This is a genomic window from Streptomyces sp. NPDC029164 (assembly GCF_055563995.1).
The window spans coordinates 17,702-34,688 of the sequence record NZ_JBVHWW010000019.1 but is presented as its reverse complement, the minus strand read 5'-3'; the positions used below and the strand labels follow the sequence as shown (position 1 = coordinate 34,688).

The 16,987-nt window shown below is 75.6% G+C and carries 14 protein-coding genes; 7 read left to right on the top strand and 7 right to left on the bottom strand.

What is annotated here, in order from left to right; genetic code table 11:
• Nucleotides 1-129: 129 nt before the first annotated feature.
• Together ACZ4VT_RS19470 and ACZ4VT_RS19465 are read right to left on the bottom strand one after the other, a co-directional pair.
• Nucleotides 130-1,752 carry a P-loop NTPase family protein gene (locus ACZ4VT_RS19470; protein WP_467951188.1) on the bottom strand — a complete coding sequence of 541 codons (1,623 nt, stop codon included), beginning with the start codon at nucleotides 1,750-1,752 and terminating at the stop codon, nucleotides 130-132.
• Nucleotides 1,753-1,822: 70 nt separating this feature from the next.
• The gene (locus tag ACZ4VT_RS19465) at nucleotides 1,823-2,017 is read right to left on the bottom strand and encodes a hypothetical protein (RefSeq protein ID WP_007262923.1); all 195 of its coding nucleotides are present in this window, start codon (nucleotides 2,015-2,017) and stop codon (nucleotides 1,823-1,825) included.
• Between the two features lie 317 nt (nucleotides 2,018-2,334).
• Between ACZ4VT_RS19465 and ACZ4VT_RS19460 the strand changes: the two genes are divergently transcribed.
• The 3 genes from ACZ4VT_RS19460 (at nucleotide 2,335) to ACZ4VT_RS19450 (ending at nucleotide 5,022) form a co-directional block, all read left to right on the top strand.
• Nucleotides 2,335-2,757 carry an ankyrin repeat domain-containing protein gene (locus tag ACZ4VT_RS19460; protein WP_362812437.1) on the top strand — a complete coding sequence of 141 codons (423 nt, stop codon included), beginning with the start codon at nucleotides 2,335-2,337 and terminating at the stop codon, nucleotides 2,755-2,757.
• Nucleotides 2,758-3,089: 332 nt separating this feature from the next.
• Nucleotides 3,090-4,487 (top strand): HEAT repeat domain-containing protein, encoded by a 1,398-nt coding sequence (locus ACZ4VT_RS19455; protein WP_467951185.1) that lies wholly within the window; start codon nucleotides 3,090-3,092, stop codon nucleotides 4,485-4,487.
• A gap of 10 nt (nucleotides 4,488-4,497) precedes the next feature.
• The gene (locus tag ACZ4VT_RS19450; RefSeq protein ID WP_467951183.1) at nucleotides 4,498-5,022 is read left to right on the top strand and encodes a DUF2867 domain-containing protein; all 525 of its coding nucleotides are present in this window, start codon (nucleotides 4,498-4,500) and stop codon (nucleotides 5,020-5,022) included.
• A 101-nt stretch (nucleotides 5,023-5,123) separates the two neighbouring features.
• Here ACZ4VT_RS19450 and ACZ4VT_RS19445 read toward each other — a convergent pair whose 3' ends face one another.
• From ACZ4VT_RS19445 to ACZ4VT_RS19425, 5 genes are all read right to left on the bottom strand, one after another.
• Nucleotides 5,124-6,152 (bottom strand): hypothetical protein, encoded by a 1,029-nt coding sequence (locus ACZ4VT_RS19445; protein WP_467951181.1) that lies wholly within the window; start codon nucleotides 6,150-6,152, stop codon nucleotides 5,124-5,126.
• Entirely contained in the window at nucleotides 6,149-6,727 is a 579-nt protein-coding gene (locus tag ACZ4VT_RS19440; protein ID WP_467951179.1) for an RNA polymerase sigma factor, read from the bottom strand. The genes ACZ4VT_RS19445 and ACZ4VT_RS19440 overlap by 4 nt, the downstream gene beginning before the upstream one ends.
• A gap of 74 nt (nucleotides 6,728-6,801) precedes the next feature.
• Complete coding sequence (locus tag ACZ4VT_RS19435; RefSeq protein WP_467951177.1) at nucleotides 6,802-7,668, bottom strand: 5-oxoprolinase subunit C family protein; 867 nt, start codon at nucleotides 7,666-7,668, stop codon at nucleotides 6,802-6,804.
• Nucleotides 7,661-8,281, bottom strand: coding sequence for a 5-oxoprolinase subunit B family protein (locus tag ACZ4VT_RS19430; protein WP_467951175.1), 621 nt, complete (start codon nucleotides 8,279-8,281; stop codon nucleotides 7,661-7,663). Before ACZ4VT_RS19430 ends, ACZ4VT_RS19435 begins: the two co-directional genes overlap by 8 nt.
• Nucleotides 8,278-9,045 (bottom strand): LamB/YcsF family protein, encoded by a 768-nt coding sequence (locus ACZ4VT_RS19425; protein ID WP_467951346.1) that lies wholly within the window; start codon nucleotides 9,043-9,045, stop codon nucleotides 8,278-8,280. The genes ACZ4VT_RS19430 and ACZ4VT_RS19425 overlap by 4 nt, the downstream gene beginning before the upstream one ends.
• Before the next feature lie 127 nt (nucleotides 9,046-9,172).
• Here ACZ4VT_RS19425 and ACZ4VT_RS19420 point away from each other — a divergent pair, with 127 nt between their 5' ends.
• The 4 genes from ACZ4VT_RS19420 (at nucleotide 9,173) to ACZ4VT_RS19405 (ending at nucleotide 16,934) form a co-directional block, all read left to right on the top strand.
• Complete coding sequence (locus tag ACZ4VT_RS19420; protein ID WP_467951173.1) at nucleotides 9,173-10,678, top strand: hypothetical protein; 1,506 nt, start codon at nucleotides 9,173-9,175, stop codon at nucleotides 10,676-10,678.
• A 311-nt stretch (nucleotides 10,679-10,989) separates the two neighbouring features.
• Entirely contained in the window at nucleotides 10,990-11,274 is a 285-nt protein-coding gene (locus ACZ4VT_RS19415) for a hypothetical protein (RefSeq protein ID WP_467951171.1), read from the top strand.
• Entirely contained in the window at nucleotides 11,271-12,170 is a 900-nt protein-coding gene (locus ACZ4VT_RS19410; protein ID WP_467951169.1) for a hypothetical protein, read from the top strand. Before ACZ4VT_RS19415 ends, ACZ4VT_RS19410 begins: the two co-directional genes overlap by 4 nt.
• Nucleotides 12,171-12,224: 54 nt before the next feature.
• Nucleotides 12,225-16,934, top strand: a complete 4,710-nt coding sequence (locus ACZ4VT_RS19405) for a hypothetical protein (protein WP_467951167.1) — start codon at nucleotides 12,225-12,227, stop codon at nucleotides 16,932-16,934.
• Nucleotides 16,935-16,987 lie beyond the last annotated feature (53 nt).

Genomic DNA, 16,987 nt, shown 5'->3' with positions numbered 1-16,987 from the left:
GCGGGCCGGGCGTGTGCCGGGGCGTCCCCGCAGGGCGCCGAATGCAACCACCTCTCACGCTCCGACCCCTCGCCACGTTCGGCGTCCGAGGAGATGCCCCGGTGCGCGCCCGGCCCCGGCGCGACAGGCCTAAGGAGCCTCGGCCGGGATCTCCGGGGCGCCCAGAGCCGAGCCCTGTGCGGGCGGGTTCCCGTGGAGCGGCTTGTCCGGCGTGCCGTGGTCCCGTCCACCGCCCCCGCCCGGTGCGAGCCGGTCCGGCAGCAGTTCGAGCACGGCCCGGCGGTACGCCGGGTGCGTGGCCTCGTCGTACGGGTCCGGGGTGGCGGGCACCTGCAGCCGGTGCACGGGACCCGCGCCGAGCCGGGCGTAGCCGCGGCCGGGCGGCACCTGGGCCGTCGGGGTGGTGTGCGGCGGCAGCCCCAGCACGTCGGCGATCTGCTGGATCCCGGCGGGCCCGAGGACGATCCGGGCGCGGGTGTGCTGCCAGACGGAGTCGTTCAGCAGTTCCAGGTGATCGAAGTGCTCGGCCACCACCACCGTCACGTGCGCGGGCCGTCCGTGCCGCAGCGGCACCTGCAACTGGGCCAGCGGGTCGGGGCCCCCTTCGGCGACCGCGAGGTGGGCCAGCACGCTCGGCTGGTCCAGCAGGATCCACAGCGGGCGCCGGGTGTCCTCGGGCGCCGGCCGGCCGGACTCCCGGGCGCGGTGGCTTGCGATGAGGCGCCGCTCGGTCTCCTGCGCGGCCCACTCCAGGGTGGCCAGCGCCCCGGTCGGCCCGCATTCCACGGCGAGGACGCCGGCGCGGCCCGAGAGGCAGGCGTACTCGCCGCTGCCGCCGCCGTCGACGATCAGCACGTCACCGCCGTGCCGCAGGGCCTGCAGGGCGACGGAGCGGATCAGGGTGGAGGTGCCGCTGCCGGGCTGGCCGACGGCCAGCAGGTGGGGCTCGGTGGAGCGGGGCCCGGTGCGCCAGATCACCGGCGGCACGTCGCGGGGCTCGTCGCCCTCCAGGACGGGCAGGGTGCGCTGCACGCCGCCCGCGTCGGTGAAGCCGAGCACGGTCTCGCCGGGCGAGGTGACGAACGGCTGGGCGGCGATGCCCGTCGGCAGCGCCGCCAGCACGCTCAGGTCGAGCTGGTTGCCCTCCTCGTCCCAGTCGAAGAGATACTCCCGTCCGCGCCCGGACTTGGCGTGCAGCAGTGCCTCGATCCGGGCCCGTGAGGCGGCCTCGCCATCGGTGAAGTAGGCCGGGTAGCGGATGTGGAGCCGGGTGATGCGGCCCGCCTCGTCGAACTCGTAGCCGCTGAAGGCCTTGTCCCAGTCCCCGCCGTGGGCGAAGAGGGGGTTCGGGTCCTCCGGAATGGAGAAGTACGGCACGAGGGCTTCGTAGAGGGAGCCGAGCCGTTCGGTCTCGGCATCGCTGGGCCCGGCCTTCGCCGCGGTGCGGTCGCGTCCGTGCCAGGCCGCGGCCGCCATGAGGGTGATCAGGGCGAGGAGCGGGCCGTAGGGGACGAGCGCGACCACGAGGACGCAGGCGGCTCCCAGGAACAGCGCGGGACCACGCTTGTCCTTGGGCGTCTCGGACCATCTGCGCCGCCCGGCCGAGGCCAGGACGCGCAGGCCGCGTCCGATGGTGAGGAGCGGATGGAGGACGTCCGTGGCGGTGTCGGCGGCCGTGCGAGCGAGGTCGCGGCCCCGGGACAGCGACGCGGTGCCGCTGCTGAGGATGCGGGGAAGTGGGCGCCGGGCCACGGGCGTCTCCTGGAGTTGTGGGTGTGACGGGTGCTTCGGGTGTTGCTGGTGGCGCTGCGCGATGGCCAGGCTAGAGCTTGATCCCGCCGAGCAGGCTCGCGAGGCTCGCCGTGCTCGCCGTGATGCTCGGGGCGATGGCGGAGCCGGCGAGGAAGAAGCCGAAGAGCGCGCAGACGAACGCGTGCGTCAGCTTCATCCCGTCCTTCTTGAAGAAGAGGAAGCAGATGATGCCGAGCAGGACCACGCCTGAGATGGACAGGACCATGAGGGGTTCTCCTGGTTGGTGGGGACAGTCACCATCAGTTCTTCCAGGCTCACAGCAAGTATCAATGCGACAAAAGGTGCATACGGGTGAATCCGCGAGTTTTTCACTTGACCGGCTCAGCCCGGCTGGCGCGTCCGGCGCACCGGGGGGCGAGGGTGATCCTTGCCTCGGCCCGACCCGGACATGCGCAGGCCAGGGCGCTACCCTGGCGATTCACCCGTACGGACGCAGTGCCGTGCACCCCCCTGCCCGCCCGTCCTGGGGACGGGGCTGCGGGGCGGACCATGTCAGCAACGAGTGAAAGGCGGTAACGAACGATGAGCGAGCACGCCGCGGAAGGCGCCGGTTCCCAGGACGTCCCCGACGAGGACGTCATCGAACTGGCCACCAAGATCTTCGACCTCGCCCGTCAGGGTGAGACCGAGACGCTCACCGCCTACCTCGACGCCGGGGTCCCGGCGAACCTCACCAACGACCGCGGCGACACCCTCGTCATGCTCGCCGCCTACCACGGCCACGCCGACGCCGTGTCGGCCCTCCTGGCCCGGGGCGCCGAGGCCGACCGCGCCAACGACCGCGGCCAGACCCCGCTCGCCGGGGCGGTCTTCAAGGGCGAGGAGGCCGTCATCCGCGCGCTGCTCGCCGGCGGGGCCGATCCGACGGCCGGAACGCCCTCCGCCGTGGACACGGCGCGCATGTTCGCCAAGGCCGACCTGCTGGAACTTTTCGGAGCCGAGTAGTCCGTTTTTGCCTCGGATCTGGCCGGGCCCGGCCGGTTCCCGACCTCACAGGTTGGTCACGGCGGCCGTAAATGTGGTCGCGGTGCACAAACCGGCTGGGCCATCATGGCGTCGGATTCGATTCGCGAGCACGGGGGGCGGGCCGGAGCGGGTAGGACACGAAGGGTGTCCCAGCCCGGCCCGGCCACCATGGTCACGAAGAACTGACGAGAGTGAGAAGGCAATGGTCTACATCGAGCGGAACATGACGGCGGACGTCCTCACATGCTGTTACGCGGCCCTGTGAATCCCGATTCCCGGTTGCGTCCCCAGCTTGATTTGAGGCCATTCCCATGTTCGAACCAGTCATAGCACCGAGCGGTACCCTGCTCGGGCTCCTCCAGCGCGGCCGTGGCGACGGCACGCTGCACGCACTCGCGGCACCCAGGGCGGAGGCCCTCGAGGCCCTCAACCAGTGCGTGCTCCGCGACCCGCGCCAGGACTGGCAGGTCGAGAACCGCTCCTTGTACTACGCCCGGCTCTTCCTGGACCTCAACGGTCCGCTGGGCGAGATCGAGCACCACCTCTTCAGCGCCGACGACCTCGTCGACGAAGAGGACCACCGGACCGGCCTCGCCCTGTCCGTCCTGGGCCACCTGGCCTCGTACGGCCGCGACGACGCGCTCATGCTGCTGCGCCGGTACGCCGGCTCCGGGGCGAACTGGGCCTGGGCCCTCGACGAACTCGCCCTGCGCGACGACGACGAAGGCCTGCGGTCCCTGGCCACGCCGGTCCTCGCCAGATTCCCCGCCACGGCGGAGGGCGAGGCGCGGCTGGCCGCCGCCGTCCGCGACGCCTACGAGCCCCGGCCGTGGTGTCTGTGGGAGGAGACCCCGCAGCACGGCGAGCGCCTGCGCGCCGCCCGCCGGCAAGGCTCCTTCGACCGCTGGCAGCGCCAGCTGACCCCCAGCGGCCCCCGGCCCGGCTGGGGAGTCCAGGCCGTCTTCGACTGGGCCGCCGACGGTCTGCGCCGCGGCACCCCGCTGCACGTGCCCGCCGCGCGCTGCCTGGCCGCGGTCGCCGCACCCGAGGACCGCTCCGCGATCCTCGCGGCCGCCGCCGGCGCCTCGGGCGAGGCCGCCCGCGCCACCGCCCTGCACCACCTGGTCCTCGCCGAGCCGGACAACCCCGCCGTGCTGGACCTCATCGAAGCCGCCGCCGACGAACCCGCCGTGGCCGCCTACGAACGCATGTGCGGCCCCGAGGCCGTCGAACGGGCCCGGCGCTGGATCCACCGCCCCGACGCCCTGGGCGCGGCCGCCGCGGCCATCCTGGCCGCCCGCGGCGGAACCGAGGACGCGGAACTGGTCCTCGGCGCCCTGCGCTCCACGGTCCGCGGCTCGGGCCCCGACACCCGGCAGCTCTACGCCCTCGTGGACGGCGCCGGCCGCCTCGCCATCGGCTGCGCCGCCCCTGTGCTGCGCCACATCTACCGCGAGACGGCCTCCTCCCACCTGCGCGGCCGGGCCGCACGGGCCCTCGCCAGCACGGACCCCTCCTTCGCGGCGGGCTTCGCCGTCGAATGCCTCTGGGACTGCGAGGAGACCACCCGCGAGGTGGCGGCCCACCACGCCGAGACCGCCGACGCCCGGGTCGCACCCCGGCTGCGCCGCCTGGCGACGGATCCCGCCGAGGAAGAGGACGTACAGTCGGCCGTCCGGAGCCGGATCGCCCCGGAGTCGGCCGTGTAGGGGGCGCGTGATGGGCAAGGCGGTACGCAGGCGGGCGGTACCCGTGGTCGAGGCGGCACGAGCGAGCCTCGGGTCCTTCGACCACGTGGACGCCGTGTCGGTCGAACTGCCGCCCGGGACCGGTGCGGTGGAGTTCGCCCGGCTGGTCTTCACGGGACGCCCCGGGTGGACCGGCCGGCTGATGTCGCTGCGCGACCGCCTGGTCGCCCCCTTCGGACTCCGCGTACAGGAGCGGGGGCGCCCGGCGCGGGACATGCGGATCGAACCGGGCCTGAAGGTGGGCCCGTTCCGGGTGCTGTCGGTGGGGGACGACGAGGTCCTCTGCGGGGACGACGACAAACACCTGGACTTCCGCGCCTCGTTCGCCGTGCGGCCGATGGCCGGCTCGGAGGGCTCGGAGGGCACGGAGGGTGTCTGCACCACCGTGGTCCGTTTCAACAAGCCGGTCGGCCGCCTGTACTTCCGTGCCATCGAGCCCTTCCACCACCTGATCGTCGCCCGCCTCGTCGCGGGCGCGCGGCCGCCCCGGCCCTGAGGGGACCGGGGCCGGGGCTCACCGCTACGACGCGGCGGGCGGTGCGGCGGGGGTCCGGGAACGCCCCCGCCGCTCCCCGCGCTCGGCCTGTCGCCAGGCGTTCACCCGGCCGGTGTCCCGTTGCCCAGCGAGTGGTCGATCTCGCAGGGCGTGACCTGGGACGTCTGCTTCACGCCGTACCTGACCGGGGCGCCGGGGTCCGACCCGCTCGTCGGCTTCGTGAAAACGAGCGTGTACCCCGGAGGGACCGTCTTCGCGTTGATCCTCAACGTGCTCTTCTCCCGCCCCCAGGTCAGTTCGGCCTCGGGGTCGGCCTGACGACGGAGGTACCCGCCGCCCAGGTGCGTGCACTCCGACCGGGGCTTCAGCTCGGTCAGCGCGACGCTGACCCCCTGTGCCTGGAGGCTCCGGACCACCTCGGACAGGTCGGCGGGCTTGGGCGCGGGGATCTCGATGGTCCTGCCGGGGTCCTTCGGGGGCTCGGTACGTGCTTTCAGTGCTGCCTCCAGGCCCTCCGAGTTGTCGATCGTGCAGGGCGGGACCTTGGCCTTCTCGACCACGTTGAAGCTGAACGCCCGATCGCCCAGCGGGTAGTGCTCCGACCACGCGAACGCGAGCGCGTAGCCCGGCGGGACCGTCTTCGCGTTGACCTTGAGGAAGACCGCGTCATCGCCGCGCTGCAGGATCTGGGCCTCGGGGTCGTCCATCGGATCGAAGCCCGCGACCCCGCCGTAGAGCTCGGAGCCGCACTGGGACGGCGGCAGCTTCGGAACCAGCGCGACCTGCACCCCCAGCTCCTTCAGCCGGGCCGCGAGGGCCGGGACCTGCTGCTGCTCGGGCAGCTTGAACCGGAGCGACCCGTCCGGGTCCTTCTTGATCTCGGGCACGCCCGTTGCCGGAGGGCTCGGCGAGCCGGTCGGACCGACGGCGGGCAGGGAGCCGTTGCCGCCGCTGTCTCCGGCCAGGGTCATCACCGCGACGACCGCGGCCGTCGCGACGCCCACCGCGAGCGGGATGCCGTAGCGGCGGGCGAAGGAGCGGACGGGAGCCGGGGCCGGGGCCTCCTCCGGAAGGCGGGCCAGCAGTGCCGCCTTGAGCCGGTCCTCGAACCCGCTGGGCCTGGTGCTCATCGGGCTGCCTCCAACGGCGTTTCGGTGACGGCTGCGGGTTCGGCGCCGCGCAGCGCGCGGCGGGCCCGGTGGAGGCGGACGCGGACGGTCGCCTGGGTGACGCCGAGGGCCTGGGCGGCCTCGGCCGGGGTGAGTTCGTCGACGACCACGAGGTCGAGGGCCGCGCGCAGCGGCTCGGAGAGGGCGGCGTGACGTTCCGCCAGGGACCTGAAGGCCCGCTGGGCGTCGATCCGTTCCTCCAGGGCCGCGACGTCCTCGTCCTCGAGGAGGCGGCGGCCGCTGAGCCGCGCCAGGGCGCCGCTCTCGCGGGCGAGCCCGCGGGCGTGGCCCGACAGGACGTTGCGGGCTATCCCGAACAACCAGGCGATCGGCGCCCCCCTGTCGGGCCGATAACCGGAAGCCGAGCCCATCGCCGCGAGGAAGATGTCCGCCGTCAGGTCCGCCGCCAGGTGCGGGTCGGCGACCCGTCGGGTGACGAAGCCGAGCACGGCGTCGATGTGCTCCTCGTAGAACGCGCCGAATCCCTCGTGCGTGGTGAGATCCGGTGGCCCGGTCTTCCGTCCTGGGCTTCGCACCCTGGTTCCTCCCCTGCGTCGGGGGCCCGGTCGGCTCCCTCACTCCGTACTTGGCCGGAGCCCCCGAAAACGTTTCACCGGGACCGGAGGAAGCGCACGGGAGTCCCCGGCCGGGCCTGCGCCGCGGCGTCCAGGGCCGGGCCCGGCGGGACCACGCCGACCACCGGATAGCCGCCCGTCACCGGATGGTCGGCCAGGAACACCACCGGCAGGCCGTCCGGCGGGACCTGGACCGCGCCCAGCACCATGCCCTCGCTCGGCAGCTCCCCGGGCCGGGCGCGGACCAGCGGCGGCCCCGCCTCCGTGCGCAGGCCGATCCGGTTGGACCTCGCCGACACCCGGAACTCCGCACGCCACAGCCCGGCCAGCGAAGCCGGCGCGAACCAGTCCGCGCGCGGCCCCGGGCGCAGCGGCAGCAGCAGTTCCGCGGGCGGCCCTGGCAGGGCGCAGACGTCCGCCCCGGGCACCGGATCCGGCCCGGCCGGGCCCACCGGCAGCCGCATCCCGGCCGACAGGACGGGCGGCCCCAGGCCCGACAGCAGGTCCGCCGAGCGACTGCCGAGGACCGGCGGGACGGCCAGGCCTCCCCGCACCGCGACGTAGCTGCGCAGCCCCGACTCCGCCGGACCCACCTCCAGTTCCGCCCCGGCCGGCAGCCTGACCGCCGCTCCCCAGGCCGCCGGGCGACCGGAGACCCGTACCGCGCAGGGTGCGCCCGTGACCGCCACGACCGTCGCGGCGAGCGCCCGCAGCCCCGTCCCGTCCAGGGTCGTCTCCAGCGCCGCCGCGTCCGGCGGGTTGCCGAGCAGCCGGTTCGCCAGCGCGTACGCCGCCGTGTCCAGCGCCCCCGAGCGGGGGACGCCCAGGTGCGCGTACCCGGGGCGCCCCCGGTCCTGGACCGTGGTCAGCGCGCCCGGCCGCACCACGAGCAGCTCAGTCACGGCCCGCCTCCGTGAACCGCACCCGGACGCCCGGCGCGAACAGCGCCGCCGGCTCCCGCTCCGGATCCCACAACACCGCGTCCGTGGAGCCGATCAGCTGCCAGCCGCCGGGGGAGGAGCGCGGGTACACCCCCGCGTACTCGCCGGCCAGCGCCAGCGAGCCCGCCGGGACGGCCGTACGCGGTGTGTCCCGGCGCGGCAGGTGGAACCGCTCCGGGAGCCCCGTCAGGTAGCCGAAGCCGGGGGCGAACCCGCAGAAGGCCACCCGGAAGCCGATGCCGCCCACGATGCCCGGCACCTCCCGCGGGGACACCCCCCACCGCCGGGCCACCTCCGCCAGGTCCGGGCCGTCGTACCGCACCGGGACGGTGACCAGCGGCCCCTCCGCCTCCGCGAGCGCGGGCACCTCCCAGCGGGCGATCCGGGCACCCAGCGCGGCCGGGTCCCGCACCCCGTCCAGCAGGACCGTCCGTGCCGCCGGCACGAGGTCCCGTACGGGACCCAGCCCGCCCGCGTCCCGGCGGCGCAGCAGCTCGGCGTGGAGCGCGGCCACCTCCGCCGCCGAGTCCAGTTCGATCAGCAGCGCCTCGCGGCCCACCACGAGGGTCCTCACGCGAAGGCCTCCACGCGGACCCCGGCCGCGCCCAGCGCCTCCCGGACCCGCCGCGCGAGGACGGCCGCCCCCGGGGTGTCCCCGTGCAGGCACAGCGAACGCGCGGCCACCCGGACCGCCGACCCGTCGGCCGCCACGACCGTCCCCCCGGCGGCCATCCGCACGGCCCGCGCCACCACCGCGTCCGGGTCGTGCAGCACCGCTCCCGGCTCGGTGCGCGGCACCAGCGTCCCGGCGGGCGTGTAGGCGCGGTCGGCGAAGGCCTCCGGTACGGCGGCCAGCCCGGCCTCGCCGGCGGCGGCGAGCAGGAGCGACCCGGGCAGCCCCAGGACGGGCAGGCCCCCGGTGGCACCGGACCCGGCGGCCAGCCGGACGCCCGCGACCACGGCCGCGGCCTGGTCGCCGTCGTGCACGGTCCGGTTGTAGAGCGCGCCGTGCGGTTTCACGTACGACACCCGGGAGCCGGCCGCCCGCGCGAACACCTCCAGCGCGCCGATCTGGTAGGCCACCTCGTCCGCCAGCTCGGCGGCCGGGACGTCCATCGCGCGCCGTCCGAAGCCGGCCAGGTCGCGGTAGGAGACCTGCGCGCCGATCCGTACGCCCCGCTCGGCGGCCAGTTCGCAGACCCGGCGCATGATGGACGGGTCGCCGGCGTGGAAACCGCAGGCCACGTTGGCGCTCGTGACGACGGAGAGCAGGGCCTCGTCGTCGGTGAGCGTCCAGCGTCCGAATCCCTCGCCGAGGTCGGCGTTGAGGTCGACCACCGAAGAGGATGCGATCATGGAATCCATGCGCTGAGCGTAGAGCAGGCGCCCCACGGTCCGGCCGGGGACGATCCGGCCGAACCATGCCGTTTGGGATGTTGTCAGCAACAGGACCTAGTCTTTGTCCGTGACTCTCCCAGCCCCGGCGAAGACCCTCCCGTCCCCGGCGCCGGGCCCGGCCGCCGACGAGGGCCTGGCCCGGCGGCTGCGCGCCCTCGCCTGCACCGCCCCGCTGCACGACCTCGACGTACGCAAGGCCAATCTGGCCGGCGAGTACGGGATCTACGCGATGGCGGAGGTCGCGCTGGCCGCGATCGACCTGGTCACGCTCAACATGGACTTCGACACGGGCGCCGACCACGAGCAGATAGTGGCCAGGCTGCTGCCGCGCGTCGCGGCCCAGGCCCCCTCCCGCCCGGCGGCCGAGCACGAGCGGGTGGCCCGCTGGGTGCTGGAGAACCTGATCAACGTCGGCAGCGTCGACCGCGGCTTCCGCGCGATCTACGGCACCTTCGGCCCGGACGGGGTCTACGTCCGCCGCGACTACGACTTCAAGCTGATCGAAGAGGTCCCCGGCTACGGCGGCGCCGTCTACCTGCGCACCACCGACGAGGCCGTCAACGTCCTGGTCGGCGCCCTCGACACCGACGTCACCAGCGCCCAGATCGCCGCCGAGGTCAAGCTGGAGGTGCTGATCAGCCGCGGGCGGCTGGCGGACGCGCAGCTGGCCGCCGAACAGGCCCGCTACCGGACGGTCCAGTACGCCGAGACGCTGCGCCGCACCCTGGACGCGACCCGGCGCAACGTCCGCGCGGTGGACTGGCTGCAGGCCGTGCCCGACATGATCGCCGAGGCCCTCGACCACGTCGCCGACCGCTACCGCCACGAGAACGCGATCCTGACCAACATCCGCAAGGCGCGCGACGAGGCCGAGGAGCCGGAGAGCAAGCGCCGTGCCGCCGAGCTCGTCGACATCGTCAAGGACTGCATCCGCCGCCACACCCAGCTCCAGTCCCGGCTGCTGGACGCGGGCCCGCTGTTCCGCGCCGAGCAGGACCGCCAGGCCTTCGCCGCCCCGACGCCGCGCTCCGGCATCGACCTGTACGGCCAGCTCGTGGCCCCGCTCCTGCCGCTGCCCCTGGAACAGGCCGGCCGGGTGACCGCCGCCTTCTTCGCCTCCGGCGCGGGGCTGCGCACGCCCGTCTCGGTGCGGGTGAGCGACCTGGTCGAGATCCTGCTCACCCCGCCCGTGGAGCGCGAGCACCTCGGCGTGGAGATGCCGGAGCCGGACCTCATCGCCACCCCGGACGACAGCCGCTTCAGCGAGGAGCAGCTCGCCGCCGCGAAGGAGCTCCTGGACCTCCCGCACGACGCTCCCCGACGGCTGTCCGGGCTCCTCGCGCAGGCCCGCGGCAGCGATCCGGACCTGCCGTACCTGGTGGCCCTGCTGGCCGTCCACGCGGCGAGCCCGGCCGTCGGCACGGCGTACCGGCAGGGGGAGGAGCGGCTGCTCTTCGCGGTGGACGACGGCACGCAGCTCGACGACCCCGAGTTCGGCGGCGCCGACCTCATCGTCGGCACCGCCCTCCTCGACGCCGCCGGCATGGCCGCGGACCGCGCGGAGGCGTCATGACCGGCGCCGCCGCCGCCGCTGCCCTGGCCGGGCGGGAGACGGTTCTCGCGGCCGCCCGGCGGCGCGCCCACACGGCTGCGCCTGCGCCCGCGTCAGCCTCGCCGGCGTTTGAGGAGCGGGGTCTGGGGCGGAGCCCCGGGAAACCCGGCTCCGCCGGGCACCGGGATCTGCCCGGACCCTCCCCCAGCTACCGCTGGGAGGTGCCCCCTGCCCAAACGCCGGCGAGGCCGGATGGGGCCGGGCCACCGGCCGGACGCCCGCGCGTCGCGAACCACGCCGGCGAGGCCGAGTCCCCTGCACGGCGCTGCCGCATGCTCCGTACCGCCGGCACCGCCGTCACCGTCGGCACCGCCCGTACCGCTGTCACCGCCCGTACCGCTGTCACCGTCGGTACCGCTGTCACCGTCGGTACCGCTGTCACCGTCGGTACCGCCGTCACCGCCCGTACCGCCGTCACCGTCGGCACCGCCCGCACTGCCATCACCGTCGGCACCGCCCGTACTGCCCGTACTGCCCGTACCGCCTGTACCGCCCGCACTGCCCGTACCGCCCGCACCGCCCGTCGCACCCGTACCGCCGAGGAGACCCACCCGTGAGCGACCACCACGCCGAGCACCCCGCGTGGAGCGAGCCCGCGGCTCCCGCCACCCCCGTCGCGGTCCCGAGCCCGGCGGTGACCCCCGCCGACGCCGCCGACGCGGCCCGGCTCGTCGCCTTCGGGCTGCAGCCCAAGCTGCTCCCCGCCCGTGACGCCGAGTACGCCGAGCTGCTGCGCCGCTACCGCGAGGACCCCGCCTTCGGCCGCCTCGCCGACGCCGTCGCCACCGGCCTCGGCCTCGTCGTCCTGGAGGTGTCCCCGCGCGCCGGCATGGCCGTGGCCGCCGGCGAGGACTCCGTCTTCGCCGTCCGAATGGGCGACTACGCCCGCCGCACCGCCGCCGACTCCGCCGACCGGTTCCTGCACGGCCTCGCCCACCTCGCCGTCGCCGCCCTCGCCTTCCCCCGCCCGGAGGACCTCGCCGACGACGGCTACATCGGCCGCATCACCGTCAACGGCGTCGACTCCTTCGTCCGGCAGACCTGCCGCCGCCTGGAGGAGCGCGCCGAGGAGACCGGCGAGAACACCGACCCGGCCTCCGACGCCCCCGGCCTGGAGGCCGCCTGGCGCGTCTACTCCCGCCGCAGCGCGACCGGCGCCACCAAGGACGCCCGCCGCCTCGCCGGCTCCACCACCGGCATCGTCGGCAAGGCCGCGGCCTTCCTCACCGACTCCGGTTTCCTCCAGCGCACCGGCGACGAGTCCGGCGGCACCTACCGCACCACCCCCCGCTACCAGCTCCAGGTCCGCGACATGGCGGGCAGCGCGGCCATGGCCGAACTCCTGGAACTCGGCGTGGTCCCCGTCAGCGACGGCTCCGCCACCCTCCTGCCGCCGCCCGAGGGCGACGACCTGGACCTGGCCGCCGATGCCGGGCTCCCCTTCCACGCCTGAGCCACCCGTCCTCCGTCCGCCCTGAGTCACCAGACACCACGAGAGTCCGCCGCCATGTACGAGCTGTCCCGGATCCGCCTCTACTCCATCGGGCCCGCCGGTGCGCGCTACGCCGACACCGTGCTCGACCTGCGCGGAGTCGGCGAACCGGTGCCCCACCCGGCGCCGGCCCAGGCGGAGTTCTTCGAGGACGAGCCCACCGGCCCGCCGCGCCGCCCCGCGCCCGCCGGCGTGCTCTTCCTGGAGAACGGGGGCGGCAAGTCCGTCCTCCTCAAGCTGATCTTCTCGGTGATGCTCCCCGGCCACCGCAACACCCTCGGCGGCGCCAGCTCCGGCGTCCTGCGCAAGTTCCTGCTCGCCGACGACTGCGGCCACGTCGCCCTGGAGTGGCAGCACACCCAGACCGGCGAGTGCGTGGTCGTGGGCAAGGTCAGCGAATGGCGCGGCCGCCAGGTCTCCAACGACCCGCGGAAGTTCGCCGAGGCCTGGTACTCCTTCCGCCCCGGCCCGGGCCTCGGCCTCGACAACCTGCCCGTCGCCGAGGCCACCGCCGTGCGCCCGCCCGTCGAAGGCGCCTCCGGCGCCCAGGGCCGCCGCCGCACGATGAAGGGCTTCCGCGACGCGCTCACCGAGGCCGGCAAGGCGTACCCGCACCTCGAGGTGTACTTCGAGGAGATCCACGACCGCTGGAACGAGCACCTCACCGAGCTCGGCCTCGACCCCGAACTCTTCCGCTACCAGCGCGAGATGAACGCCGACGAGGGCGAGGCGGCCGGCCTCTTCGCGGTGAAGAAGGACTCCGACTTCACCGACCTCCTGCTGCGCGCCGTCACCGACACCCGCGACACCGACGGCCTCGCCGACCTCGTCCACGGCTTCGGCAACAAGCTCGGCCGCCGTGCCGAGCTCATGGCCGAACGCGACTTCACCGCAGGCTCCGTGGACCTGCTCACCAAGATCGTCGAGGCCGCGGGGGCCCGCTCCCGGCTGCGCGACGTCCACGCGGGCGCGGAACGCCGTACGCGCACCCTCGCCCGGCGGCTGTCCGCCCGCGCCGCCGAGGAACGCGGCCGCGCCGCCGACCTCGCCCAGCGGGTCACCGCCGCCGCCCACCAGGTCACCGCCGCCGACTCCGCCCGCGCCCGCAGCGCCGCCGTCTCCGCCGAACTCGCCTACCGGCACGCCTCGCTGGCCCTGACCGTCGCCGACAAGGCCGCCGCCGCCCAGCGCCGCGAACTCCTCGAAGCCCGCACGCTGCACTCCGCGTGGCAGGCCGCCGAGACCGTGCTGCGCCACCGCGCCGCCGCCGACCGCTCCGCCCGCGTCGCCGTCGCGATCCGCGAGGCCGAGCGGGACGCCGCCCCCGCGCTCGCCGCGCGCGCCACGGCCGCCGGTGAGCTCGTACGGGCCCTGCACACCGCCGCCGAGCACGGCGAACGGCTCGCCAACGAGGAGGAGGAGCGTTCCGCCGCCCTCCAGGCCACCGGCGAGGACTCCCACCGCGACGCCACCGCCGCCGCCACGGCCGCCCAGCGGGCCCGCAGCGAGGCCGAACACCTCCGCTCGCGCCTCGCCGAGGTCCAGCAGGAGACCGCCGAGGCCGTCCGCGCCGGCTGGCTCGACGACTCCGCCCCCGACGCCGACCCGGCGCGCGCGGCCCTCGCCGCCACCGACGCCGAGAAGACCGCCGTGGCCGCCTGGGACGAGGCCCGGGACGCCGCCCGCGCCGGCGCCGAAGCCGCCCGCGAGGCCGCCGCCGCGGAATCCCGCGCCGAACTCACCGCCGCCCGCGCGGCGGACGCCGCCGAGGCGGCCGAGGCCGCGCACGACGCCGAGTACCGGGCGGCGGCCTCCCTCGCCGCCGCGCCGCGCCTGGCGGAGCTGCTGGGCCTCCCGCAGGTCCCCGATGCCTTCCTCCCGCACCCGCGCGCCGGTGCGCGGGCCGACGCGGCCGTCGCGGCCACCGCCTCCGGCGCTGCCGGACACCCCGGCACCGCCGCCGCGTCCCCCGGTCACACCACGGCCGCCGGAGGCGGCGGGCTCACCGTCGCGGACCTCGACCGGAACGCCGACGACCTGCGCACCCTGCTCACCGACGGGGTCGCCGCGGCCGAACGCCAGCTGTTCGAGCTGCGCACCGCCGCCGCCGACGACTCCCGCATCCTCGGCGCCCTCGGCGACGGCGGCCTGCTGCCGCCCGGCCCCGACGTCCTCGCCACCGTCGAGTACCTCGGAGAGCACGGCATCCCGGCCCTCCCCGGCTGGCGCTACCTCGCCCAGTCCGTGGACCCCGCCGACCACGCCGCCGTCCTCGCCGCCCGCCCCGAACTCGTCGACGGCGTCGTCATCACCGACCCCGACACCCACAGCCGGGCCCGCGAGGTCCTCTCCGGCGCCGCCCTCCTGCCCCGCTCCACCGTCGCCGTCGGTACCGCGGCCGCCCTGCTGGCGCCCGTACCGCCCGCGGCCGACACCGACACCGCGGTCTTCCTCGTCCCGCCGAACCCGGCCATGCACGACGAGCACGCCGCCGACGAGGAGCGCCGGGCCCTGCGCACCCGCGCCGGCGCCCGCGACACCGAGATCCGCGAGCTCGCCGCCCGCCTCTCCGGCGACCGCGAACTCGCCGCCCGCCTCGCCTCCTGGCGCACCGGCTGCCCGCCCGGCCGCCTCACCGAACTCGCGGAACAGGCCGCGGCCGCCCGGGCGTTCGCCGAGGAGACCGACGCCGAGCTCGCGGAGGCCCGTACCGTACGCGCCGAGGCCGACGAGGCCGCCGCCGACGCCGCCCGCGTCCGCGACGAGCGCCAGGACACGGCCCAGCGCGCCCGCCGCGTCGCCGACGCCCTCGCCGGCCTCGCCTACCGCCTGCGCGAGCGGGCCGGCTGGCAGGCCAGGCTCCGCGAACTCGCCGACGAGGCCGCCGAGTCCGAGGCCCGGGCCGAGGTCTGCCTGGACCGCGCCCGCGCCGCCGACGAGGACCGCCGCGCCGCCCAGCGCGCGGCCGACGACGCCCGCCGCACCGCCCGCGCCCTGCGCGCCGAGCGAGCCGAGATCGCCGGCGCCCCCGACCAGCTGCCCGACGCGGACGCGGACGGCCCGCGCGTCCCCCTCCCGGACCTCCGGGAGGCCTACCGCGCGGCCTCCCAGCTCTACGAGAAGGTGGGCGTCGGCGCCGACCTGCGCGCCGAACAGGCCCGCGCCGAGAGCGACGAGAGCGCCGCCCTCGCCGAACTCGACCGCCTCACCAACAAGGTCCGCACCCGCGCCGCCCAGCTCCTCGAAGGCACCGACGGCGCCGACGGCCCCTCCCGGCAGGCCGCCGCCGCCCGCGCCGAGTCCCTCGTGCAGATGCTGGAGACCCGCGCGTCCACCGCCAGCGAGCAGCTCGGCCGCCTGCGCGGCGAGGCCGAGCGGCACGCCCCCGCCGAGGGCGAGGCGCACACCGAACTGCCCGAGGAACTGGTCCCCGGGGACGTCGAACAGGCCCAGGCCCTGCTCCGTACGGCCACCGCCCAGCTCGCCGCCCACACCGCGGCCGTGGAGAGCGCCCGCGCCGCCCACGCGGACCTGCTGCGCGCCCACCGCACCGCCGAGGACGGCGCCGGCGGCTTCGACGAGACCGCCGCCCTGCTGCGCGACCTCCTGCGCGACCACACGCACGCCGAGGACGAGCAGGAGCCGGTGCCCCACCCGGGCACCCTGGAGGAGGCCCGCCAGTCGGCCACCGAGGCCCGCCGCTCCCTGCGCGGCTGCGCGGCCGACCTCTCCGCCGCCGAGTCCGCGGTGCGCGAGGCGAGCGACATCCTGGTCCGGCACGCCAACGCCACCCGCTACGAGCAGGTACGCACCCCCGCGCGCCAGCAGATCCGGGAACTGCCCGCCGCGGCCCTGCCCGAGCACGCGGCGGCCTGGGCGGCGGCCTTCGCCCCCCGGCTGCGCGTCCTCACCGACGAGCTGGCGCAGCTGGAGCGCAACCGCGACAGCATCGTCGACCGCCTGCGAGGCCTCGTCGAATCCGCCCTGGCCACGCTCCGCTCCGCGCAGCGCCTCTCCCAGCTCCCCGAGGGCCTGGGCGAATGGTCGGGCCAGGAGTTCCTGCGGATCCGCTTCGAGGAGCCGGACCAGGCCACGCTCACGGAACGGCTCGGCGAGGTCATCGACGAGGCCACCCGCGCGGCCGTGAAGAAGAACAGCACCGCCTCCTTCGGCGAGGGCCGCCGCGACGGCATGTCCCTGCTGCTGCGGGGTGTCCAGGCGGCCCTCGAACCCAAGGGCATCTCCGTGGAGATCCTCAAGCCGGACGCGGTGCTGCGCGCCGAACGCGTTCCCGTCGGCCAGATGGGAGACGTCTTCTCCGGCGGGCAGCTGCTGACCGCCGCGATCGCCCTCTACTGCACGATGGCGGCGCTGCGCAGCAACGACCGCGGCCGCGACAAGCACCGCCACGCGGGCACGCTGTTCCTCGACAACCCGATCGGCCGCGCGAACGCCACGTACCTGCTGGAGCTCCAGCGGGCCGTCTCCGACGCGCTGGGCGTCCAACTGCTCTACACGACGGGCCTGTTCGACACCACGGCGCTCGCCGAGTTCCCGTTGGTGATCCGGCTGCGCAACGACGCGGACCTGCGGGCGGGTCTGAAGTACATCAGCGTCGAGGAACACCTCCGCCCGGGCCTGCCGCAGCAGTCCCCGGAGGAGGAGACCATCCACGGCGAGATCACGGCCACCCGCATGTTCCGCCGCAGCGGCGTTCCTTCCTGAGGCGCGGCGTTCCTCCCTGACGCGCCCCCGCGCCCCCGCGCCCCCGCGCCGCT